This is a genomic window from Pseudomonas sp. NPDC089392, from assembly GCF_044749595.1.
Taxonomy (GTDB): domain Bacteria; phylum Pseudomonadota; class Gammaproteobacteria; order Pseudomonadales; family Pseudomonadaceae; genus Aquipseudomonas.
On record NZ_JBIVIF010000005.1, the window covers coordinates 130,204 to 153,192 of the forward strand.

The 22,989-nt window shown below is 63.9% G+C and carries 19 protein-coding genes; 5 read left to right on the forward strand and 14 right to left on the reverse strand.

Annotated elements, in window-relative coordinates; translation table 11 throughout:
* Window positions 1-16: 16 nt before the first annotated feature.
* The 4 genes from ACIP1G_RS07515 to leuA all read left to right on the forward strand — a co-directional run bounded on the left by ACIP1G_RS07515 (window position 17) and on the right by leuA (window position 5,354).
* A complete protein-coding gene (locus ACIP1G_RS07515) occupies window positions 17-895 on the forward strand; it encodes a LysR family transcriptional regulator (protein WP_400735131.1) in 879 nt (292 codons plus the stop codon).
* A gap of 131 nt (window positions 896-1,026) precedes the next feature.
* Complete coding sequence (xseA, locus tag ACIP1G_RS07520; RefSeq protein WP_400735133.1) at window positions 1,027-2,406, forward strand: exodeoxyribonuclease VII large subunit; 1,380 nt, start codon at window positions 1,027-1,029, stop codon at window positions 2,404-2,406.
* A gap of 3 nt (window positions 2,407-2,409) precedes the next feature.
* Window positions 2,410-3,237, forward strand: a complete 828-nt coding sequence (locus ACIP1G_RS07525; protein WP_400735135.1) for a peptidoglycan DD-metalloendopeptidase family protein — start codon at window positions 2,410-2,412, stop codon at window positions 3,235-3,237.
* A 443-nt stretch (window positions 3,238-3,680) separates the two neighbouring features.
* Complete coding sequence (gene leuA, locus ACIP1G_RS07530; RefSeq protein WP_400735137.1) at window positions 3,681-5,354, forward strand: 2-isopropylmalate synthase; 1,674 nt, start codon at window positions 3,681-3,683, stop codon at window positions 5,352-5,354.
* 218 nt (window positions 5,355-5,572) lie between these two features.
* Here leuA and ACIP1G_RS07535 read toward each other — a convergent pair whose 3' ends face one another.
* Genes ACIP1G_RS07535 through zwf form a run of 3 tightly spaced genes read right to left on the reverse strand, consistent with a single transcriptional unit; the run spans window position 5,573 to window position 8,440 of the window.
* A complete protein-coding gene (locus ACIP1G_RS07535) occupies window positions 5,573-6,253 on the reverse strand; it encodes a bifunctional 4-hydroxy-2-oxoglutarate aldolase/2-dehydro-3-deoxy-phosphogluconate aldolase (protein ID WP_400735139.1) in 681 nt (226 codons plus the stop codon).
* A 17-nt stretch (window positions 6,254-6,270) separates the two neighbouring features.
* On the reverse strand, window positions 6,271-6,984 hold the full coding sequence (pgl, locus tag ACIP1G_RS07540) for a 6-phosphogluconolactonase (RefSeq protein WP_400735141.1): 714 nt from the start codon (window positions 6,982-6,984) through the stop codon (window positions 6,271-6,273).
* Window positions 6,971-8,440: a glucose-6-phosphate dehydrogenase gene (gene zwf / locus ACIP1G_RS07545; RefSeq protein WP_400735143.1), complete on the reverse strand. Its 1,470-nt coding sequence runs from the start codon at window positions 8,438-8,440 to the stop codon at window positions 6,971-6,973. Before zwf ends, pgl begins: the two co-directional genes overlap by 14 nt.
* Window positions 8,441-8,651: 211 nt before the next feature.
* Between zwf and hexR the strand changes: the two genes are divergently transcribed.
* Window positions 8,652-9,515 (forward strand): DNA-binding transcriptional regulator HexR, encoded by an 864-nt coding sequence (hexR, locus tag ACIP1G_RS07550; protein ID WP_400735289.1) that lies wholly within the window; start codon window positions 8,652-8,654, stop codon window positions 9,513-9,515.
* On the opposite strand, the gene ACIP1G_RS07555 is transcribed toward hexR, so the two are convergent.
* From ACIP1G_RS07555 to edd, 11 genes are all read right to left on the reverse strand, one after another.
* Window positions 9,508-10,362 (reverse strand): D-hexose-6-phosphate mutarotase, encoded by an 855-nt coding sequence (locus ACIP1G_RS07555; RefSeq protein ID WP_016485098.1) that lies wholly within the window; start codon window positions 10,360-10,362, stop codon window positions 9,508-9,510. The two genes, hexR and ACIP1G_RS07555, sit on opposite strands and share 8 nt — an antisense overlap.
* A gap of 117 nt (window positions 10,363-10,479) precedes the next feature.
* Window positions 10,480-11,823 (reverse strand): carbohydrate porin, encoded by a 1,344-nt coding sequence (locus ACIP1G_RS07560; RefSeq protein ID WP_400735145.1) that lies wholly within the window; start codon window positions 11,821-11,823, stop codon window positions 10,480-10,482.
* Window positions 11,824-11,865: 42 nt separating this feature from the next.
* Window positions 11,866-13,020, reverse strand: coding sequence for an ABC transporter ATP-binding protein (locus tag ACIP1G_RS07565; protein ID WP_400735147.1), 1,155 nt, complete (start codon window positions 13,018-13,020; stop codon window positions 11,866-11,868).
* Between the two features lie 3 nt (window positions 13,021-13,023).
* Window positions 13,024-13,869, reverse strand: coding sequence for a carbohydrate ABC transporter permease (locus ACIP1G_RS07570; RefSeq protein ID WP_400735149.1), 846 nt, complete (start codon window positions 13,867-13,869; stop codon window positions 13,024-13,026).
* Window positions 13,862-14,770: a carbohydrate ABC transporter permease gene (locus tag ACIP1G_RS07575; RefSeq protein ID WP_400735150.1), complete on the reverse strand. Its 909-nt coding sequence runs from the start codon at window positions 14,768-14,770 to the stop codon at window positions 13,862-13,864. Before ACIP1G_RS07575 ends, ACIP1G_RS07570 begins: the two co-directional genes overlap by 8 nt.
* A 181-nt stretch (window positions 14,771-14,951) precedes the next feature.
* Window positions 14,952-16,238, reverse strand: coding sequence for an ABC transporter substrate-binding protein (locus ACIP1G_RS07580; RefSeq protein ID WP_400735152.1), 1,287 nt, complete (start codon window positions 16,236-16,238; stop codon window positions 14,952-14,954).
* Between the two features lie 108 nt (window positions 16,239-16,346).
* Entirely contained in the window at window positions 16,347-17,594 is a 1,248-nt protein-coding gene (locus ACIP1G_RS07585; protein WP_400735154.1) for an AGE family epimerase/isomerase, read from the reverse strand.
* A 253-nt stretch (window positions 17,595-17,847) separates the two neighbouring features.
* Window positions 17,848-19,302 carry an ATP-binding protein gene (locus ACIP1G_RS07590; RefSeq protein WP_400735156.1) on the reverse strand — a complete coding sequence of 485 codons (1,455 nt, stop codon included), beginning with the start codon at window positions 19,300-19,302 and terminating at the stop codon, window positions 17,848-17,850.
* Window positions 19,283-20,008, reverse strand: a complete 726-nt coding sequence (gene gltR / locus ACIP1G_RS07595) for a two-component system response regulator GltR (protein ID WP_400735158.1) — start codon at window positions 20,006-20,008, stop codon at window positions 19,283-19,285. The genes ACIP1G_RS07590 and gltR overlap by 20 nt, the downstream gene beginning before the upstream one ends.
* A 67-nt stretch (window positions 20,009-20,075) precedes the next feature.
* Window positions 20,076-21,035: a glucokinase gene (locus ACIP1G_RS07600; RefSeq protein WP_400735160.1), complete on the reverse strand. Its 960-nt coding sequence runs from the start codon at window positions 21,033-21,035 to the stop codon at window positions 20,076-20,078.
* Window positions 21,032-22,858 carry a phosphogluconate dehydratase gene (gene edd / locus ACIP1G_RS07605; protein WP_400735162.1) on the reverse strand — a complete coding sequence of 609 codons (1,827 nt, stop codon included), beginning with the start codon at window positions 22,856-22,858 and terminating at the stop codon, window positions 21,032-21,034. Before edd ends, ACIP1G_RS07600 begins: the two co-directional genes overlap by 4 nt.
* Between the last annotated feature and the right edge of the window lie 131 nt (window positions 22,859-22,989).

The window sequence follows — 22,989 nt, forward strand, 5'->3', positions numbered from 1 at the left end:
CTCGAAAAGGCATGACATGACGTCGATCCGCCAGTTGCGTTACTTCGTGGAAATCGCCGAGTGCGGCAGCTTCAGCGGCGCCGCCGAGCGGCTGTACATCGCCCAGTCGGCGCTGAGCCGGCAGATCAAGGAGCTGGAGCAGCAACTGGGCACGCCGCTGTTCGAACGCACTGCACGCCTGCCACGCCTGACGCTGGCCGGGCAGGCCTTTCTGGAGCGGGCGCGGCGCTTGCTGGCCGACCTGGCGCAAGCGGAGCGGGTTACCCGCGACATTGGCGAAGGGTTGCAGGGCAGCCTGCGCCTGAACCATTCCAGCACTGTACCGCTGACCGGCCCGTTGCTGGCTCGCCTGGGCGGCTATTTGCGCGACAACCCGGGGGTTTCGCTGGAGATTGCCCAACAGTCGTCAGAGGCGCAGCTGGAGGATATTGCTGGCGGGCGGCTGGATATCGGCCTGCTGCGCCTGCCGGTGTTGCGCCAGCATGAGGGCGTGGTACTGCATGAACTGTTCAGCGAGCCATTGCTGCTGGCGGTTGCCGCTGGGCATCCGCTGGCTGACGCGGTACAGGTGAAGCTGGAACAGTTGCGCGAAGAGCGCTTCATTTCCATTCCGCATCGGGATCGTGGCGGGCTGAGTTACCTGTCGGCCTCGTTGTGCATGGAGGCAGGCTTTTTTCCGCGCGCGGCGCAGGTGCTGTCGCGCAAGACCACGCAGTTGCAGTTGATTCAGGCGGGGTTTGGGGTGGCGTTGCTGCCGGCGTGCATGCGCGAGATTGCGCCGGCTTCGGTCAGTTTCGTGGCGCTGGAGGGGGGGTGTGAGAGCGCTGTGGCGCTGGCTTGTCGGCGAGATGCGGGGCAGATGGTGCGCCAGTTCGTGGCAGCGATGCAGGGTTGATGGCACCGGCGATGCCGGTGTTCGCGGGTGAACCCGCTCCCACAGGTACGGTGCAAACCTGGACGGATGTGCGCTCCCACAGGATCGTGGCAGGCTGACTACAGGGGCCGATGTCCTTTATGATGCCGGCCATGATCAGAGACCCTTTCGAACGACTCGGCCTGGACCGTGAGGTCCTTACCGTCGGCCAACTCAACGGCCGCGCGCGCGTGCTGCTGGAAGACGTGTTCCGCAGCGTGTGGGTGGAAGGCGAGATTTCCAACCTCGCCCGCCCGGCGTCCGGCCACATGTACTTCACCCTCAAGGACAGCGGCGCCCAGGTGCGTTGCGCGCTGTTCCGGCAGAACGCCACGCGGGTGCGTCAGGCCCTGCGTGACGGCCTGGCGGTGCGGGTACGCGGCAAGGTTTCGCTGTTCGAGGGGCGTGGCGACTACCAGCTGATTCTCGATACCGTCGAGCCGGCCGGTGATGGCGCGCTGCGCCTGGCCTTCGAGGCACTGAAGGAAAAGCTCGGTGTCGAGGGGCTGTTCAGCGCCGAGCGCAAGAAGCCGCTGCCGGCCCACCCGCAGCGCATCGGCATCATCACCTCGCCCACCGGCGCGGTGATCCGCGACATCATCAGCGTATTCGGCCGCCGTGCCCCGCAGGTGGAACTGAACCTGATCCCTACAGCGGTACAGGGCCGCGAAGCCATCGCGCAGATCGTGCGGGCCATCCGCCTGGCCGACAGCCTCGGTTTCGATGCGCTGATCCTGGCGCGGGGTGGCGGCTCGCTGGAAGACCTGTGGTGTTTCAACGAAGAAGCCGTGGCACGGGCCGTGGCCGCCTGCGTCACGCCGATTGTCAGCGCCGTCGGCCATGAAACCGATGTGTCGATCAGCGACTTCGTCGCCGACGTGCGTGCACCCACGCCGTCTGCCGCCGCCGAGCTGCTGGCCCCCGACAACAGCGGCCTGCAGCAACGCCTGGATGGCCTGCAGCGGCGCCTGCTGCTGCGCATGCAGAACCGCCTGACCCACGACCGCCTGCGCCTGGAGTCGCTGACCCGGCGCCTGCGCCACCCGGGCGAGCGCCTGCGCCAGCAGGCCCAGCGCCTGGACGACCTGGACATGCGCCTGCGCCGCGCGTTCATGCTCAACCTCAACCAGCGCCGCGAGCGCCTGGCACGGGTGGAAACCCGCCTGGCCGCCCAACACCCGGGACGCAACCTGAAACTGCTGGGCCAGCGCCTGGACAGCCTGGCCGAGCGCCTGCCACGGGCCATGCGCGAAGTGCTCAAGGACCGTCGCCAGCGCTTCCAGGCCCAGTTGCAGACGCTGCAGGTGGTCAGCCCGCTGGCCACCCTAGCCCGCGGCTACAGCATCCTGCTCGATGAACAGGGCCAGGCCATTCGCAGCGCCGAACAGACCCGCAATGGCCAGCGCCTGACTGCCCGCCTGAACGAAGGCGAATTGTTGGTGCGGGTCGAAGACAACCACCTGACCCCGGTCACCCTCTCACTACTGGACTGACACATGCCCCGCCTGCTCGCGCCCCTGCTTGCCCTTTCCCTGTTGCTGCTGGCCGGCGGCGCCCAGGCCAGCTATATCACCCGCACGCTGAACAAGCCGGTACCCGGCGGCGTGGCGGTGGTCGACCTCGGCCCCGCCAGCAGCGCACCCAGCGCCCGCTTCGATGGCAAACCGGTATTGGTGGTGAAGGAGCAGGACAATTGGCTGGCCATTGTCGGCATCCCGCTGACCCAGAAGCCCGGCACCGCCGTGCTAAGCCAGGGCGGCCGTACCCTGCCGTTCAGCGTCGGGACCAAGAAGTACCCTGAGCAGCGCATCACCTTGAAGAACACCCGCCAGGTCAACCCGAACCCGGCCGACCTCAAGCGCATCGACCGCGAGCTGGCCGAGCAGATCAAGGCCTACCGCAGCTTCAGCCCGACCCTGCCGAGCAACCTGGTCCTCGACAAGCCGGTCAGTGGCCCGCTGTCGAGCAAGTTCGGCGTGCGCCGCTTCTTCAATGGCGAAGAACGCAACCCGCATGCCGGGCTGGACTTCGCCGTGCCGGCCGGGACGCCGATAAAGACCCCGGCCAATGGCAAGGTGATTCTGGTGGGCGATTACTTCTTCAATGGCCGCACGGTGTTCGTCGACCATGGGCAGGGCTTTATCAGCATGTTCTGCCACATGTCGAAGATGGATGTGCAGGTCGGGCAGCAGCTGCGTCGCGGCGAGGTGGTCGGGCGCGTGGGGTCGACAGGGCGGGCTACCGGGCCGCACATGCACTGGAACGTCAGCCTGAATGATGCGCGGGTTGATCCGGCGATTTTCATTGGGGCGTTTCAGCCTTGAGATTTGTATAGGCAGTGGCGGCCTCTTCGCGGGTAAACCCGCTCCTACAGGGGGCGCGCCACATCTGAAGGCTGCGCTATCCGTTGTAGGAGCGGGTTTACCCGCGAAGAGGCCAGCCCTGCCAACATCAATTCCACTGTGTTGCGCCATCGAAAAATACCGCGCAACAATCAATAACCATCCAGAAAATATCAGCCATAAAATCTCGCCTAACCGCTTTTTTTAAGCATTCCTCTCAATTTTTCCCGAACGCTTGCCATCCCCCACCCCACTGGTTAAGTTTGAAGGCATGAAAACCTTCAGCACCCTCATCCTGCTCCGACAACATCGCAGCCTCTGCCTGGTCAGCGCCCGACTACCAGGCTGAATCGCGTCGCCTCGCCTCTTCATCTCGTTATTGCTCGGCAGGCCCGATCTCGGCCGCACACAAAAGGATTGCTTCCATGACCATGCTCAAAGACCCTTCGAAGAAATACCGCGCTTTCCCGACCATCGACCTGCCTGACCGTACCTGGCCGTCGAAGACCATCACCGCCGCGCCAATCTGGTGCAGCTCCGACCTGCGTGATGGCAACCAGTCGCTGATCGAGCCAATGGATTCGGAGAAGAAACTGCGCTTCTGGAAGACCCTGGTGCAGGTTGGCGTGAAGGAAATCGAAGCGTCGTTCCCGTCCGCCTCGCAGACCGACTTCGACTTCGTGCGCATGCTGATCGAAGACGGCCACATCCCGGACGACACCACCATCCAGGTGCTCACCCAGGCCCGTGAAGACCTGATCGCCCGTACTTTCGAATCGCTGCGCGGCGCGAAGAAGGCCATCGTCCACCTGTACAACGCCACCAGCCCGTCGTTCCGCCGCATTGTCTTCAACCAGGACAAGCAGGGCGTGAAAGACATCGCGGTGAACGCGGCCAAGCTGTTCGTCAAGTATGCCGCCCAGCAGCCGGAAACCCAGTGGACCTTCCAGTACTCGCCGGAAACCTTCAGCGCCACCGAGATGGAGTTTGCCAAAGAAGTTTGCGACGCGGTCATCCAGGTGTGGAACCCGACGCCTGAGCACAAGATCATCCTCAACCTGCCGGCCACCGTGGAAGTGTCCACGGCGAACATCTACGCCGACCAGATCGAGTGGTTCTGCCGCAACGTCAGCCGTCGTGACAGCGTGATCATCAGCCTGCACTGCCACAACGACCGTGGCACCGGCATCGCCGCCACCGAACTGGGCCTGATGGCCGGTGCCGACCGCGCCGAAGGCTGCCTGTTCGGCAACGGCGAGCGTACCGGCAACGTCGACCTGGTGACCCTGGCGCTGAACCTCTACACCCAAGGCATCGACCCGCTGCTGGACTTCTCCGACATCGACGGCGTGCGCAAGGTGGTCGAAGAGTGCAACCAGTTGCCGGTGCACCCACGTCACCCGTACGTGGGCGACCTGGTCCACACCGCGTTCTCCGGCTCGCACCAGGACGCTATCCGCAAGGGCTTCGCCAAGCAGCAGGAAGGCGAACTGTGGGAAGTACCGTACCTGCCGATCGACCCAGCCGACATCGGCCGCAGCTACGAGGCGGTGATTCGCGTCAACAGCCAGTCGGGCAAAGGCGGTATCACCTACCTGCTCGAGCAGGAATACGGCATCAGCTTGCCGCGCCGCATGCAGATCGAGTTCAGCCAGGTGGTACAGGGTGAAACCGACCGCCTGGGCCTGGAAATGACCGCCCAGCAGATCTACAGCCTGCTGCACAAGGAATACCTCCAGGCCAACGCGCCGTACGCGCTGGTCAGCCACCGCCTGCAGGAAGAAAACGGCCACAGCGCCGTGGAAGTGGAAGTCGCCGGGGAAGGCGAAACCACCCTGCACTGGCGCGGCAAGGGCAACGGTGCCCTTGAAGCACTGGTAGCCGGCCTGCCGATTGCCGTGGAGATCATGGACTACAACGAACATGCGATTGGCGCCGGTACCAACGCCAAGGCCGCGGCCTACATCGAACTGCGCGTGGCCGGCGGCCGCCCGGTGCACGGTGTGGGTATTGATGAAAACATCACCACAGCCAGCTTCAAGGCGCTGTTCAGCGCGTTGAACCGCTCGCTGAGCCAGCAGGAAGCCAAGGCGGCCTGAGCCCTGGTGTGATGAATGAAGAAGCCCGCATCGTTTGATGCGGTTTTTTTTTGGCCTGTGCCGGCCTATTCGCGGGTAAACCCGCTCCTACAGCGGGATGCGTTCCCATGTAGGAGCGGGTTTACCCGCGAAAGGGCCAGAACAGGCGCTACAAGAATTACAGGCAAAAAAAGGGGCGCCGACCAAGCGCCCCACAAGCCGTAAAGCACACAACAGATTCAGTTGGCGTCCAGCAGCGCCATCGCCTCGGCACTGCACGCTTCGATCCGCGCCCAGTCACCGTTCTTGATCCAGCTACTGTCGAGCATCCAGGTACCGCCCACGCACATCACGTTCGGCAAGGCCATGTAATTGCGCACGTTGGCCGGGTTCACGCCACCGGTTGGGCAGAAGCGGATATCGCCGAACGGCCCGCCAAAGGCCTTGATCGCCGCCACGCCGCCGCTGATCTCCGCCGGGAACAGCTTGAAGCGGCGGTAGCCCAGGGCATAACCCATCATGATCTCGGACGGTGTGCTGATGCCTGGCAGCAGCGGGATTTCACTGTCCACGCCAGCTTCAAGAATGTCCTGGGTAATGCCCGGGGTAACGACGAATTGCGCACCCGCCGCTTCAACAGCCGCAAACATGTTGCGATCAAGCACAGTGCCAGCGCCGACGCATAGCTCAGGGCGCTGTTCACGCAGCACCTGGATGGCTTTCAGGCCGTGCTGCGAACGCAAGGTCACTTCCAGGGTACGGATACCGCCAGCGGCCAGGGCATCAGCCAGCGGCAGGATGTCTTCCTCACGGGCGATGGTGATCACCGGCAGGATGCGCGCCTTTTCGCAGATGGCATCGATCCGTGCGGCTTTGTCAGCCATCGAGAGCTGGGGCTGTGGGCGTTCGAGGGTGGTCATGACAGAGGATCCTTGGCTCATGGGCACCAGTAGATGTCCAGGGGGTCGTGAAGAAAAGCGCGAATAGGCATTTCAGTAAGGTCGTTGCCAGCCAGCGCGGCGCGCAGGGTAGCGAGTTTGCCCTGGCCTTGCACAGACAGGGCAATGAAGGCGGCGCTGGCCAACAGCGAGCGGGTCAGCGACAGGCGCTGGTGCGGCACGCTCGGCGCCAGCATTGGCAGGCAGCGGCGTGGGCTGGCCAGGTCCAGACCTGCGCCCAGGTTGGGGCTGGCCGGGAATAGCGAGGCGGTATGGCCATCGTCACCCATACCCAGCACCAGCACGTCGATCGGCGGTAGCCCGGCCAAGGCCTGGTCGGCCTTCAGCGCAGCGGCATCAAGGCTCTCCGCTTGCTGGTACACGCCAACGAAGCGGGCCTTGGCTGCCTCGCCTTTGAGCAAGTGGCGGGCCAGCAGGCCGGCGTTGCTGTCGGCGTGCTCCACCGGCACCCAGCGCTCATCGGCCAGGCTGACGGTGACCTTGGCCCAGTCCAGGCGTTCGCTTGCCAGTTGCTCAAGGAACGGCACCGGGCTGCGGCCGCCGGACAACACCACGCAGGCCTGGCCCTTGGCGGCAATGGCTGCCCGCAAGCGCTCGGCCACGTCACGGGCCAAGGTTGCAGCCAGGCTTTTGGCATCCGCCAGGTCGTGTATCTTCACGGCCGCCGGCAGTTTCAGTTCAGATATCCCCATACCACGCCCTCCCATCGCGTGTGATCAGTGCAATCGAGCTCATCGGCCCCCAGGACCCCGCCGCGTAAGGCTTGGGCGCATCGCCCGCGTTACGCCAGCCGGCGATCAACTGGTCGCACCACTTCCAGGCATACTCGATTTCATCCTTGCGCACGAACAGGTTCTGGTTGCCGCGCATCACCTCAAGCAAAAGCCGCTCGTAGGCATCCGGAATCCTTGTACTGCGCCAGGTGTCGGAAAAATTCAGCTGCAACGGGCCGCTGCGCAATTGCATGCCCTTGTCCAGGCCCTGCTCTTTGGTCATCACCCGTAAAGAAATGCCTTCATCCGGTTGCAGGCGGATGATCAGCTTGTTACCGATCTGCAAACGCTGTTCCGGTGCGAAGATGTAGTGCGGCGTTTCCTTGAAGTGGATGACGATCTGCGACAGCTTCTGCGGCATGCGCTTGCCGGTACGCAGGTAGAACGGCACACCCGACCAGCGCCAGTTGCGAATGTCGGCACGCAGGGCGACGAAGGTTTCGGTGTCGCTCTGGGCGTTGGCGTTGTCTTCTTCAAGGTAGCCCGGCACCGGCTTGCCTTCGCTGTAGCCGGCAATGTACTGGCCCCGCACCACGCGGGTGCTCAGCCCTTCGCCAGTGATCGGCGCCAGGGCCTTGAGCACCTTCACCTTCTCGTCGCGGATGGCATCGGCGGACAGTTCGCTAGGCGGGTCCATGGCAATCAGGCACAGCAACTGCAGCAGGTGGTTCTGGATCATGTCGCGCAGTTGGCCGGCTTTGTCGAAATAGCCCCAACGGCCTTCGATACCGACCTTTTCGGCGACGGTAATCTCCACATGGGAAATGGAATTCTGGTTCCACTGGGTTTCGAACAGGCTGTTGGCAAAGCGCAGGGCAATCAGGTTCTGTACCGTCTCTTTGCCCAGGTAGTGGTCAATGCGATAGACCCGGTTTTCGGGGAAGAACCGCGCCACGGCATCATTGACCCGGCGCGACGACTCCAGGTCGTGGCCAATGGGCTTTTCCAGCACCACCCGGGTGCGCGGGGCCAGCCCGGCCTTGTCGAGGTTTTCGCAGATGGCCCCGTATACCGCCGCCGCCGTGGCGAAATAGGCGATCAACGGCTGCTCGCCCGGCAACTGCTCGGCCAGGGCCTGATAACCCTCGGGCTGCAGGAAGTCCAGGTGCTGGTAGTTCAACCGGCCAAGGAAGCGCCCCAGCGCAGCGGGCTCGATATCAGCTTCGGGCACATGCCGGCGCAGGTGGGCTTCGATGGTATGCAGGTGCTGCTGCGCGTCGCCGGCCTCGCGGGCCAGCGCCAGCAGGCGGGTGTCCGGGTGCAACAGGTTGGCCCGGTCGAGCTGGTAGAGCGCAGGAAACAGCTTGCGCAATGCCAGGTCGCCAAGGGCGCCAAACAGGGCAAAGGTGCAAGGTTCGACACTGATCGCAGCCATGATGTAGGTTCTTTCCTAAAGTTGGTCTAGGAATACCGCTTTCACTTACGGTTTTCAAGGGATAATGTAGTAAAAACCATAACATTACACACAAGTGTTACAGACAAGTGGTGCGTCAACCGCACCGACAGTACGATAGACGACCGTGCAAAAAGCCTGCTGCTCCCACAGCCGACTGTCTTCCCGACCCAAGGACACACCCATGGACCGCGTGCGAAACCTCCTGGAACAGATCCAGGGACGCCTCGACGAGCTGAACAAGGCCGAACGCAAAGTCGCCGAAGTCATCCTGCTCAACCCGCAACAAGCCACCCGTTTCAGCATCGCTGCGCTGGCCCAGGCGGCCAAGGTCAGCGAACCGACCGTCAACCGCTTCTGCCGCTCGTTCGGTGTCAGCGGCTACCCCGAACTCAAGCTGCAGCTGGCACAGAGCCTGGCCAGCGGCGCCGCCTATGTCAGCCGCGCAGTAGAGGCCGATGATGACCCGGCGGCCTATACCCAGAAGATCTTCGCCAGTGCCATCGCCTCGCTCGACAGCGCCTGCCAGCAACTCGACCCGGCGCAGGTCAGCCGCGCCGTGGACATGATGATCCAGGCCCGGCAGATCCACTTCTTCGGCCTTGGTGCTTCGGCCCCGGTGGCCCTGGATGCGCAACACAAGTTCTTCCGTTTCAACCTGGCAGTGTCGGCCCACGCCGACGTGCTGATGCAGCGCATGCTGGCCTCGGTGGCCCACACCGGTGACCTGTTCGTGATCATCTCCTACACCGGGCGCACCCGCGAACTGGTAGAAGTGGCCCGCCTGGCCCGCGAAAACGGCGCCTCGGTGCTGGGCCTGACCGCTGCCGGCTCGCCGCTGGCCAACGCCTGCAGCCTGAGCCTGCATATTCCGCTGCCGGAAGACACCGACATCTACATGCCGATGACTTCGCGGATTATCCAGCTGACCGTGCTCGATGTACTGGCCACCGGCATGACCCTGCGCCGAGGCGTGGACTTCCAGCCGCACCTGCGCAAGATCAAGGAAAGCCTCAACGCCAGCCGCTACCCGATCGAGGACGACGAACTCAACTGAGCCGGTGCGCCTGCAGGCGCAGGTGGGCACGCTGCCCCGGCGCCAGGCTCAGGCCCTCGCCACTGCCGCTGGCGGCTTCGACGCAAACGAAGCGCTGCGATTCGCGGCCGGTCACGCCCATCAGCGGGCGGTTGCCCGGGTGCCAGACCACGGTGTCGTCGCTGTCACCGGTATCAATGCACAGTTCGCGCTGCCATGCCGGGTCCTGCAATTGCACCCGAGGGGTACCGGGGTAGACCTTCTGGCAGCCACCTTTGAGCTTGAGGGCGCCATCCTCACGGCAGGCCTGGCGATTGAGGCGGTCGTAACCTTCGATATCCTCAAGCCCGGATAGCGCTATCTCGGACACGTCACTGATGCGCCAGTAGGCCAGCAGCGCATGGCTCAGCTGGCAGGGTTCGCTGTCCTGGTGTTCGGTGCTCAGGCTCAGTTCCATGCGGCTGCCCAAGCGGGCATGCAGGTCGACTTGCCAGTCACACAGGTCCAGCCGCCACTTCAGGGTCACGCCCTCCTCGTCCTCGCGGCTGTCGACCAGCTTCCAGTCCAGCAGCCGCGCCCAGCCATGGGCCGGCCACAGGTCCTCGCTGGGATGGCGGCCATACCACGGCCAGCACACCGGCACGCCACCACGAATCGCGCCCACTTGCGGCCACTGCTCGGCGCACCACAGCCAAGGCCGTTCACCCGCCGGTTGAAAGTGCAGCAGTTGCGCGCCCTGGCGACTGAAGACCGCCTGGCAACGGGGGTGATCGATGATCAGCACATCGCGCTGCTGGTAACGCTCCCACTCGAATGTCGGCCGTGGCCGCTGCGAGGAAAAGAAGCGATGGAGCGGATGTTCGGGCATGGTTCAGAGCTCTTGTTGTTTGAGATAGCGCTGTCTCGGCCTATCCCCGACAACCACTGCAGGCCAGTGGATGCCGGGTACCGAAAATGGATTGGCGTAAATTTACAACAAATGCCCTCAGAATGACGACTGAATCTTCAAGCCTGCGACCAGCGCGTTGTCCACCTCATCCACCCCGCCGGGGCTTTTGATGTACTGCAGGTTGGGCCGCACGGTCAGCCAGTTGGTGACGTGGAAGCCGTAGTAGAGCTCGGCGTTGTACTCGGTACGCTGCAGCGGCACGAAGCCTGGGTTGTCGTAATCGTTGATGCCGCTCTGGGCGTTGAGCAATTCGGCGCGTTTCTTCACGTCGTCATTCACATGAATCCGCGCCACGCCGAAGCCGATGTCATCCTTGGGCCGGGCGTCGAAGGCACCTTTGTAGACCAACCCCACCTGCTGGTAGTTGTCGACCACGTTGGTGGCCTTGTCGTGCACGGTGAAGTTGGCGAACAGGCTGAGGCCGCGATTGACGTCACCCGCATGGGCGGTAACCTGCTGCTGTGCCACCACCCACCAGCCGTGCTTGCTGGAATGCGACTTGAAGGCCTCGCCGCTCAGCGCCTGCGGGTTGCCGTTGACGTCGTCGAACACATCGTCGGCCTTGGCCGTGCTGTAGTAGTAGCCCAGGCGGTACTCGCCCGGCAGGCCGTTGACCTTGGGCGACCACACCGCTTCCACCGGCAGGATTGCGCCTTTGGTGCCGCTGCCGCTGAGCTTGAAGCCGTTGCCGGTTTCCAGGTTGGAGGGGTTCTGCTCGAAGGCGCCAACCTGGACGAAGAATTCCGGGGTGATGTTGTACTTCACCCGCAGCGCCCATTGGCTGACTGGCCAGTTGTACCAGATACCACCCACCCAGTTGCCCACCTGCGAACCGCAGAAGGCCAGGTTCTGGAAGTCGCAAGGGAAGCTGTTGAAGTCTTCGCCTTCGCCGAAGCGGCCGAATTTCACGTCCAGGCCGCCGTCGAAGTACTTCTGCTTGATCCACATCTGGGTCAGGCGCCAGGTCTGGCCACGGCCCCACACTTCCTGCACCGAGCTGAACTGGCCGGCGCGCGGGTCGCTGATGCGATCGTTGGACAGGTTGCGGCCGCTGCGCTCGGTGATCGCCAGCTTGAACTCGGCATCGTGCCAGCCGAAGATCTTCTGCAGGTCCAGGTGCGCGCCGAGGGCGAACTGGTCGCTGTAGCGGGCGGTCTTGTCGTCGTTGTAGCCGCCGTGCAGGTTACCGGCCACTTCACCGACGTAGTCGAGGGTGAAGTCGTAGCCCTTGTCCAGCAGTTCGGTACGGGTACCACCCCAGTCGCCGGTCATCCATTTTGATTCGCTGGAAAAGGCCTCGGCAGCCTGTGCGCCACCACTGCCCACGATGGCAAGCAATGCCAGCGAACCCAATGTCCTGATGCGTTTGCGCTGTTCCATCCCTTTGCGTCCTCTTTTTTCTTATTTGATGGTGTAGACGAGTTAGCGGCCTTTGAAGTGAGCCACGTTGTCCTTTGTGGTAGCGGCAGTACTGGCCAGGTGCAGCCGCTCGCCGCTGTTGGCGTCGAAAAGCAGCACCCGGGCCGGGTCGAATTGCAGGTTGAGGCTGTCACCGACCTGGCACATGACATCCGGCGCCAGGCGGCAGCACACCTTGGTCTGGTTGAGGGTGACGAACACCAGCAGGTCCGGACCGGTAGGCTCGGTAACCTGAACCTCGGCGCGGATACCCGGCAGGCCGTTGCCCTCGGCTGCGCCCAGGGCGATCTGCTCGGGGCGGATACCCAGGATGATCTCGCGGCCATCCAGCTGATCGGCGGCCAGCCCCAGGGGCAGCTCGCAGCGCGCCTGGCCGCTGTCGAGCAGCGCCAGCAAGCGGCCATCCTGTTGCTTGAGGCGCACTGGAATGAAGTTCATCGGCGGCGAACCGATGAAGCTGGCGACGAACTGGTTGGCCGGGTCGTTGTAGATCTGCTGCGGGGTGCCGAACTGCTGGATAATGCCGTCTTTCATCACCGCCACCTTGTCGCCCAGGGTCATGGCCTCGATCTGGTCATGGGTGACGTACACGGTGGTGGTCTTCAGGCGCTGGTGCATCAGTTTCATTTCGGTGCGCATCTCGACCCGCAGCTTGGCATCGAGGTTGGATAGCGGTTCGTCGAACAGGTAGATCTTCGGCCGCCGCGCCAGCGCCCGGCCCATGGCCACGCGCTGCTGCTGGCCACCGGACAGCTGCGCCGGTTTGCGCGCCAGCAGGTGCTCGATCTGCAGCAGCTTGGCCACCCGCGCCACCTCCTCGTCGATGGCGGCTTGGGGCAGCTTGCGGATCTTCAGGCCAAACTCGATGTTCTCGCGCACGCTCATGGTCGGGTACAGCGCGTAGGACTGGAACACCATGGCGATGTCGCGGTCCTTGGGGCTCATGCCGCTGACGTCCTGCTGGTCGATGAGGATCGCACCACCGGTGATCTGCTCCAGGCCGGCGATGCAGTTCATCAAGGTCGACTTGCCGCAGCCCGACGGGCCGACCAGGATCAGGAACTCACCGTCCTTGATCGACAGCTGAATGTCCTTGAGGGTGTCTGGCAGGCCGCTGCCGTAGGTCTTGTTCACATTGCGAAGTTCGAGCGTTGCCATGGCTTACCCCTTGACCGCGCCGGCAGTCAGCCCGCGCACGAAATATTTGCCTGCTACCACGTAGACCAGCAGGGTTGGCAGGCCGGCAATCATCGCCGCCGCCATGTCGACGTTGTATTCCTTGGCCCCGGTGCTGGTGTTGACCAGGTTGTTCAGGGCCACGGTGATCGGTTGCGAGTCGCCGCTGGAAAACACCACGCCGAACAGGAAGTCGTTCCAGATCTGGGTGAATTGCCAGATCAGGCAAACCATGATGATCGGTGTCGACATCGGCAAAATGATGCGGCGGAAGATGGTGAAGAACCCGGCACCGTCCAGCCGTGCGGCCTTGACCAGCGCATCGGGGATGCTCACGTAGAAGTTGCGGAAGAACAGCGTGGTGAAGGCCAGGCCATAGACCACATGCACCAGCACCAGGCCGCTGGTGGTGCTGGCCAGGCCAAGCTTGCCGAGGGTGAACGAGGCCGGCAGCAGCACGGTCTGGAACGGCAGGAAGCAGCCGAACAGCAGCAGCCCGAAGAACAGCTGCGAACCACGGAAGCGCCACATCGACAGCACATAGCCGTTCAGCGCACCAATGGTGGTGGAGATCAGCACCGCGGGCACGGTGATCATGATCGAGTTCCAGAAGTAACCGCTTACCGTGCCCCAGGCCTTGACCCAGCCAATGCCGGTGATCACCGTCGGCCAGCTCAGCAGGTTGCCGGCGCTGATGTCTTCTGGGGTCTTGAAGCTGGTCAGCAACATCACCACCAGCGGCACCAGGTACAGCAGCACGGCAATCAGCAATACCGCGTGAATGGCAATGCGGCTCGCGCTCAGCGGCGCCTTGTCGACAGGGCTATGCATGGCGTTTGCTCCGCAGCTCCGAGTACAGGTACGGCACGAGGATCGCCAGGATCGCCCCGAGCATGAGAATGGCGCTGGCCGAGCCCATGCCCATCTGGCCGCGGCTGAAGGTGAACGAATACATGAACATCGCTGGCAGGTCGGACGAGTAGCCCGGGCCACCGGCGGTCATCGCCGCCACCAGGTCGAAGCTTTTGATGGCGATGTGCGAAAGGATCATCAGCGAACTGAAGAACACCGGGCGCAGGCTGGGCAGCACCACCGTCCAGTAGATGCGTGGCAGGCTGGCACCGTCGATCTGTGCGGCGCGAATGATCGATTGGTCGACGCCGCGCAAGCCGGCAAGGAACATTGCCATGATGAAGCCCGAGGCCTGCCACACGGCGGCGATCACCAGGCAGTACACCACCCGGTCAGGGTCGATCAGCCAGTCCAGGCGAAAGCCCTCCCAACCCCAGTCGCGCAGTAGCTTGTCCAGGCCCATGCCGGGGTTGAGCAACCACTTCCAGGCGGTACCGGTGACGATCATCGACAGCGCCATGGGGTACAGGTAGAGGGTGCGGATGAAGCCTTCGCGGCGGATGCGCTGGTCCAGCAACACCGCCAGCAGCACACCGATGGCCAGGCTGATGGTGATGAACAGGCCGCCGAACACCAGCAGGTTCTTGCTGGCTACCCACCAGCGGTCGTTGTCGAACAGCCGGGCGTATTGCGCAAGGCCGGCCCACTTGTAGGTGGGCAGGAAGGTCGAGGTGGTGAAGGACAGCACGAAGGTCCAGAGGATGTAGCCGTAGAAGCCCACCAGGACGATGAACATGCTTGGCGCCAGCACCAGCTTGGGTAGCCAGCGCTGCAGCGCGTCCAGGGGTGAGGCCCGCAGTTGGGCGGTTGTTGTGGTCATGGTTCACCTCAAAGGCGCCGCACTCCCCTGTAGGAGCGGCCTTGCGTCGCGATGGGCTGCGAAGCAGCCCCAAAGGACTCAAGGTCAACGCCTACCTGAAAGATCGAGTGCGCAGGTTTTGGGGCTGCTGCGCAGCCCATCGCGACGCAAGGCCGCTCCTACAACGGGACCGCGTCAGCCTTTACTGGGCAGCCTTGATCGCCGCCGCCAGCTTCTTCGCCGCATCGGCCGGGTCGGCCTTGGGGTCGTTGATGTAGTTGGTCACCACATCGAAGAACGCGCCCTGCACGGCCAGCGTGGTGGCCATGTTGTGCGCCATGCTCGGCTGCAGGCCGCCGGTCTTGGCGTCGGCGAGGAAGTCCTTGGCGGAGGTTTGTGCGCAGGCATCGAAGCCATACTTGCCCATGTCGGCGAGCATGTCGTTACGCACCGGAATCGACCCTTTGTTGATGCTGAAGACCTTCTGGAAGTCCTCACCCAGCACCTTGCGCGCGATGTCCTGCTGGCCGGCAGAGGTGCCGGCGTTGTTCTGCTTGAACACCACCAACGAGTCGATGTTGTACAGGAAGGCCTTGTCGGTGCCGGGGAATGGCACGCACTGGTAATCCTTGCCGGCGATCTTGTTTGCCAGGGTCCATTCGCTCTTGGCCCAGTCGCCCATGATCTGCATGCCGGCCTTGCCGTTGATGACCTTGGCCGCTTCCAGATTCCAGTCCTGGCCTTTGCCATCCGGGTCCATGTAGGTAGCGACCTTTTTCAGCTCGGTCAGCGCCTGGACCATCTGCGGGCCGGTCAGGGCGGCACTGTCGAGGTCGACCATGGCCTTCTTGTAGCCGTCGGCGCCCATCACCGCCAGCACCACGCTTTCGAACACGGTGCTGTCCTGCCATGGCTGGCCGCCATGGGCCAGCGGGATGAAGCCGGCGGCCTTGAGCTTGTCGGCGACGGCGTAGAATTCGTCGAGGGTGGTGGGCGCCTTGTCGATGCCGGCCTTCTTGAAGACTTCGGGGTTGATCCACAACCAGTTGATGCGGTGGATGTTCACCGGTACGGCGACGTAGTCACCGTCGTACTTCACGGTGTCGGCGACTTTCTTGTCGAGCAGCGAGTCCCATTTTTCGTCCTTGGCCACGCCTTTGAGCACATCGGCATCAAGCAGGCCGGTGGCCGCCCAGTCCTGGATGTCCGGGCCTTTGATTTGCGCGACACCGGGCGGGTTGCCGGCCACGGCGCGGCTTTTGAGCACGGTCATGGCTGTGGCACCACCACCGCCGGCGACGGCGCCGTCCTTCCAGGTGAAGCCATCTTTTTCGACCTGGGCCTTGAGCACATCGACCGCCGCTTTTTCACCGCCGGAGGTCCACCAGTGCACCACCTCGACACTGCCTTTGGATTCGGCAGCCTGGGCGCTCAGGGGAATTAACGAGGCAATAGAGATTGCGGCAGCGAGACGGAGCGTGGAATTCATCGAAGCACCTTTCTTGTTGTTATGCCGTGCAAGTCGACCGCTTGCGTTGCATTGAAGTCTAAACAGCGTGCCCGCCCCGTCAGGTAACGAAGCGATGCGTGAATGTCATCATCTGGTTACATTGCCAGCCAGGTTGCTGGCCAGGCTGGGTGCCAGCGGCAAACCTGGCAGCAGCAGCGCCTGGTAGGCGTGGTAGAGGTCAGGTTTGCCCGACCAGATGGTCCCGGCCGGTTGGTTATGCGCATCGAGTTCGTGATGCCAACTGCCGCCGGCAAGGTCGATGAAATGGTTGGCGATGAAGCCCCAGCAGTTGCGATACCACTGCTCGTAATGCGCCTCGCCGGTGCGCTGCAACAGGGCCGCCGCAGCAGCGCAGGCCTCGACGTGCACCCAGTGCAGGCGTGCTTGCACCACCGGCCGATCCGCCCAGTCCAGGGTGTAGACAAAGCCCTGCGCACCATCGACATTCCACGCCTGCTGGCAGGCGCCATCGAACAATGCCTGGGCGCAACCCAACAGCCAGCCCGGTGCGTGCAGGCCGGCCCGTTCGAGGCTGGCCTCCAGATGCAACAGCAACCGTGCCCATTCCAGGGCATGCCCGGGCGTAGTGCCATAAGGCCGGAAGTGGTCGGCGGGGTGTTCGAGGTTGTAATCCGGCAACGGCTGCCAATGGGCGTCGAAATGTTCGATGACCCGGTAGCCGTTGGCGGCGGCATGGGTATGGATGATGCGTTCGGCGATACGCAAAGCGCGCTGCAGCCACAGACTGTTGCCGGTGACATCTGCCAGGGCCAGGAAGGCTTCGGTCGCGTGCATGTTGCTGTTGGCGCCACGGTACGGCTCGGGCAGCTGCCAGGCGCGGGAGAAGGTTTCGCGCAGGGCACCTTCTTCTTCGCTCCAGAAGTGCGTTTCGATCACCTGGGTGGCGGCGGCCAGCAAGGCGTGGGCATCGGCTGCACCGGCCACCACTGCCGAGCTGGCAGCCAGGGCAACGAAAGCGTGCAGGTAGGCCGCCTTGCCGCTGTCATCATGCCCGCCGGGGCGGGCGAACCAGCCGCCGTAGCTGGCATCCTGCATGGCACCGCGCAGGGCAGCCACGCCGTGTTCGGCATAGGCCAGGCAACCGGGGATGCCCTGCAGATGGGCCAGGGCGAAGCAGTGGGTCATGCGGGCGGTGTTCATGGTTTCGGCGCGGGCGCCGGGGGCGAGCTGGCCCGTGGCGCCCAGGTTGCCGAAGCCGTCGGGCAGTTTCGCGGCCTTGGCGAAGGTTAGCAGGCGCTGTGCTTCGGCCAGGCGCCAGGCGCTGTGGGCCGGGGCGTAGAGCCAGCTGGTTGAAGGCAGTTTGAGGGTGTTCATGGGCCAGCTTGATCCTTGCCAGTCGTTTGCGAATTCTAGCCAGCGGGGTATGCGCGGATGTCACGAAGGACGGCGGGATTGTCACTGGGCGGTGACATTTCGGTTGCCTGTGCTGGCCTCTTCGCGGGTAAACCCGCTCCTACACGTACAGCGCAATCCCTGTAGGGGCGGGTTTAACCACGGAGCGGCCCTTACACGGTCGTTGTAGGAGCGGGTTTACCCGCGAAGAGGCCCGCACAGGCAACACAAAAAATCAGTCCATGCCCCGCGGCAGGTACAAGGTCACCCGTAACCCGCCCTCACGCAGGTTCAGCAAGCTCACTTCACCCCCATGACTATGGGCAATGTTGCGCGCAATCCCCAACCCCAGCCCATACCCCTGCTGCTGCCCTGCCAGGCGGAAGTGCGGCTCGAATACCTGTTCCAACTGCTGCTGCGGCACCCCTGGCCCCTGGTCGTCCACTTGCAGCACAAAGCCCTCGGCACTGTCGATGATGCGCAGCCGTGCCCGTTCGCCGTACTTGATGGCATTGTCGATCAGGTTGCCGATGCAGCGCCGCAATGCCAGCGGCTTGCCCGGGTACGGCGCCAATGCCCTGCCTACCAGGGTGATGCGGCCATCGCGCAAGTAAGGCTCGGCCAGAATTTCCAGCACCTGGTTAAGGTCAACCGGTTCGATGTTTTCGTGAATGTCGGTGTCCTTCACACACTGCAACGCGCCTTTGACCAGCAATTCCAGCTCGTCCAGGTCCTGGCTGAACTTGGCTTGCAGGCGCTCGTCTTCCAGCAGTTCGACGCGCAGGCGCAGGCGGGTGATTGGCGTGCGCAGGTCGTGGGAGATGGCGCTGAACAACTGGCTACGCTCAGTCAGGTAGCGGCTGATACGTTCGCGCATGCTGTTGAACGCCCGCCCCACCTCGACCACTTCGCTGCCCCCGCCTTCGGCCACTGGCGCCACATCGGCACCCAGCGACATCTCCCGCGCAGCCCGCGCCAGGCGCTTGAGCGGCCAGCTCTGCCAATGCACCAGCAAGCCGATGAACAACAGCAACAAGGCGGTAGTGAGCACGATGAAACCAATCTGCTGGCGCGGCAGGCGTTCGGCTTCCAGGCTGGTGTACGGCTCGGGCAGCAGCGAGGCGATGTACAGCCACTCGCCCTCGCCCAGGCGGATCTGCGTCACCAGTACCGGTGGGTTGAGCGGCTCCAGGGTCAGCGAATAATGCGCCCACGAACGCGGCAGCTCATCGAGCTTGAGGCCGCTGTTGAAGATGCGCAGGTCATCGGGGGCGACGAACTCTACGGAAATCTCCATCTGCGAGCCGAGCCGCTCGTGCAATACCTGCTGGAACACGTCGATCACCGCCTGCTTGCGCGGGGTGATGGGCAGTACCGGCATATCCAGCGGCTTGGCGTTGAGCGACACGAAGAAGCGCGTGCCACCCATGCTGCGCAGCTGGTCGAGCACCAGCGGCCGGTAGGCCACCGGCAGCGAGCGGAAGTAGCTGACACTGGCACTCATCGAATGGGCAAGGCTGCTGGCGCTGGCGCGCAGGCCCTGCAACTGGCTGGCGCGCAATTGGGCAACCCAGATGATGCTCGACAGGCCCTGGGCCAGCAGTACCACCAACAAGGTCAGCAGCAGCATGCGCCCCAGCAGCGAGCGCGGCAGCAGGCGCCAGCGCCGCTCAGGGTGCACAGCAGACATGCGCCGCCAGCAGGTAGCCGCTGCCGCGCACGGTGCGGATCAGCCGGGGAGGTTTTTCGGTATCGCGCAGGCGCTGGCGCAAGCGGCTGACCGCCATGTCGACGATGCGGTCCAGTGGCATCGGCTCGCGGCCACGGGTGGCGTTGCCGATGGTGTCGCGGTCGAGGATTTGCTGCGGGTGGTCGAGAAACAGCTTGAGCAAGGCGAAATCAGCGCCGGAGAGGATCACTTCTTCACCGTCGCGATGGAACAGGCGGTGGCTGACCGTGTCCAGGCGCCAATCGTCGAAGGCCAGTACGGCACTGCCGGGCGCAGCCTGGCCGAATTCGGTGCGACGCAGCAGGGCCTTGATCCGGGCCTGCAGTTCGCGCGGGCTGAAGGGCTTGCCCAGGTAATCGTCGGCGCCCAGTTCCAGGCCGATGACCCGGTCAGTTTCATCGGAGCTGGCAGTGAGCATGATGATCGGTACCCGTGCCTGGCGCGGGTGCTGGCGCACCCAGCGGCACAGGCTGAAGCCGTCTTCGTCGGGCAGCATGACATCGAGGATGACCAGGTCGCAGGGGGTGCTTTCCAGTGCGCGGCGAAAGCCCTTGCCGTCTGCCTCGGCGTGGACCTGGAAGCCGGAGCGGCTCAGGTAGGTTTGCAGCAGTTCGCGGATTTCCTGGTCGTCGTCGACCATCAGGATCGATTTGCCGGCAGTGCTCAAGGTGGTCCTTCCTCTTGTTGGTTGCAGGTCTTGGTTGCCTGCTATTGGGGCTGCTTTGCAGCCCCAATCAGCGATCTAGAGCCTGCTGCAAGGCCACCCCGGCCCCCAGCAAGCCTGAAAACTCCGCCGTCACCAGCCACACCGGCACGCCGGCAAAATAGCCACTCATGCAGCCCTTGTCGGCAAAACTTGCGGCAAAACCGCTACGCAGGAACAGTTCGGCAAAGCGCGGGATCACGCCGCCGACAATATAGACCCCGCCCCGCGCGCCCAGCGTGAGAACATTGTTACCAGCGACTCGGCCGAGAAACCGGCAGAACTGTTCGACCACAGCCAGCGCTCGTGGCTCGCCGCCTAGCGCAGCATCGGTGATCTGCGCCGGTGTCTTGTGCCTGGGTGTGTCGCCATCCAGCGCGCAGATCGCCTGGTACAAGCGCACCAGGCCGCCACCACTGAGCACGGTCTCGGCGCTGACATGGCCGATCTGGCCGTGAATGTGTTGGTGGATCGCCGCTTCGCGGGCATTACCCACCGGCAGGTCGACATGCCCGCCCTCCCCCGGCAACGCCTGCCAGTGCTGTTGGCCCAGGCGCAGCAATGAACCCACGCCCAAGCCAGTGCCAGGCCCGATCACCAGCGCCGGCCGCGTTGGGTCGGCCTGGCCCGGGCACACTTCGCGGTACTCCCCCTGGCGCAGCCGGGTCATGCCCAGCGCCATGGCGGTGAAGTCGTTGATCAGCAGCAGCCGCTCGACTTGCAATGTCTTGCAGAACGCCGTGCGGCTCAGCCGCCAGTGGTTGTTGGTGAAGCGGAACTCATCGCCATCGACCGGCCCGGCCACCGCCAGGCACACCGCTGCCAGGCCACCACGGGCGATACCCTGGCCTTCCAGATAGGCCTCGATAGCCTGCTCCGGGCTGGTGTAGTCCGCGGTGGCGAAGACTTTCACTTCATGCAGCTGGTTGTCACGCCACAACGCAAAACGGGCATTGGTGCCGCCGATGTCGCCAACCAGCAGGTCCTTCATTTGATGTTCTCCAGGGCCGAGGTGAACGCACTGGCGCCCTGCTCTGCCGGGCTGAACGCCATGCGCATGAAGCCGAACAGCTCGCGCCCGCAGCCCAGGTCGTTGCCCTGGGGCGCTGGCGGCAGGTCGCGGCTGGCCAGTTCTTCGGCCGAGACCATCACCCGCAGCGTGCCTTCGACACCATCGACCCGCACCATATCACCATCGCGCACCCGCGCCAGCGGGCCGCCGTCATAAGCCTCGGGGCAAACGTGGATGGCCGCCGGGATCTTGCCCGAGGCACCCGACATGCGCCCGTCGGTAACCAGCGCCACCTTGTAGCCACGGTCCTGCAGCACACCGAGGAACGGCGTGAGCTTGTGCAGTTCCGGCATGCCGTTGCAACGCGGGCCCTGGAAACGCACCACGGCGACGAAATCACACTCCAGCTCGCCGGCCTTGAACGCATCGGCCAGCGACTGCTGGTCGTGGAACACCCGTGCCGGGGCCTCGACCACCTGGTGTTCGGCGGCGACAGCGGACACCTTCATCACGCCACGGCCGAGGTTGCCTTCCATCACCCGCAGACCGCCTTCGGCCGAAAACGGCCGTGCCACCGGGCGCAGGATGCTTTCGTCCAGGCTGTGCTGCGGCCCGTCGCGCCACACCAGCTTGCCGTTGTCGAGGAACGGCTCCTGGGTGTAGCGGCGCAGGCCGTGGCCGGCCACGGTATTGACGTCTTCGTGCAGCAGCCCGGCATCGAGCAGCTCACGGATCAGGAAGGCCATGCCGCCAGCGGCCTGGAAGTGGTTGATGTCAGCCTTGCCGTTGGGGTACACGTGCGACAGGGTTGGCACCACTTCGGACAGGTCGGCCATGTCCTGCCAGGTCAGCTGGATACCTGCCGCCTGGGCAATCGCCGGGATGTGCAGGGTGTGGTTGGTCGAGCCACCAGTGGCGTGCAGGGCGACGATGGAGTTGACCAGCGCTTTCTCGTCGACGATTTCGCCCAGCGGCATGAAGCTGCCGCTGGCCTTGGTCATGCGCGTGACCTGTTGCGCAGCCTCGGCGGTGAGCGCATCGCGCAGTGGGGTGTACGGGTTGACGAACGAGGCGCCCGGCAGGTGCAGGCCCATTACTTCCATCACCAGCTGGTTGGTGTTGGCGGTGCCGTAGAAGGTGCAGGTGCCAGGGCTGTGGTAGGAGTTCATCTCCGACTCCAGCAGCTCTTCGCGGCTGGCCTTGCCTTCGGCGTAGCGCTGGCGCACATCGGCCTTCTGCTTGTTGGAGATACCCGAGACCATCGGCCCGCCGGGTACGAAGATGGTCGGCAGGTGGCCGAAGCGCAGCGCGCCCATCATCAGGCCGGGGACGATCTTGTCACAAATGCCCAGCATCAGCGCGGCGTCGAACATGTTGTGCGACAGCGCTACCGCAGTGGACATGGCGATGACTTCACGGCTGGCGATAGCCAGCTCCATGCCCGGTTCGCCCTGGGTCACGCCATCGCACATGGCCGGCACGCCACCGGCGAACTGGCCGACCGAGCCGACCTCGCGCAGGGCCTGCTTGATCTGCTCGGGGAAGTGCAGGTACGGCTGATGGGCAGACAACATGTCGTTGTAGGCCGAAACGATGGCCACATTGGCGGCGTTCATCAGGCGCAGGGTCTGCTTGTCCTCGCTGCCGCAACCTGCCACGCCATGGGCGAAGTTGGCGCACTGCAGGCTGGCACGCATGGGCCCTTCACTGGCCGCGCCACGAATCAGCTGCAGGTAGCGTTCGCGGGTGGCACGGCTGCGTTCTACCAGCCGCTGGGTGACCTCAAGGATGCGCGGATGCATGTACTGGACTCCAGGCTAATTGTAAGGGCGGTTTACCGGGCATTTCCCCTCCAAACGATTGCGGCCTAGGCTCAAGGTAAGGAGCCCGCTGCATCGGTGGAGGCACGTCGCCCAACCACTCGTTGTATGTT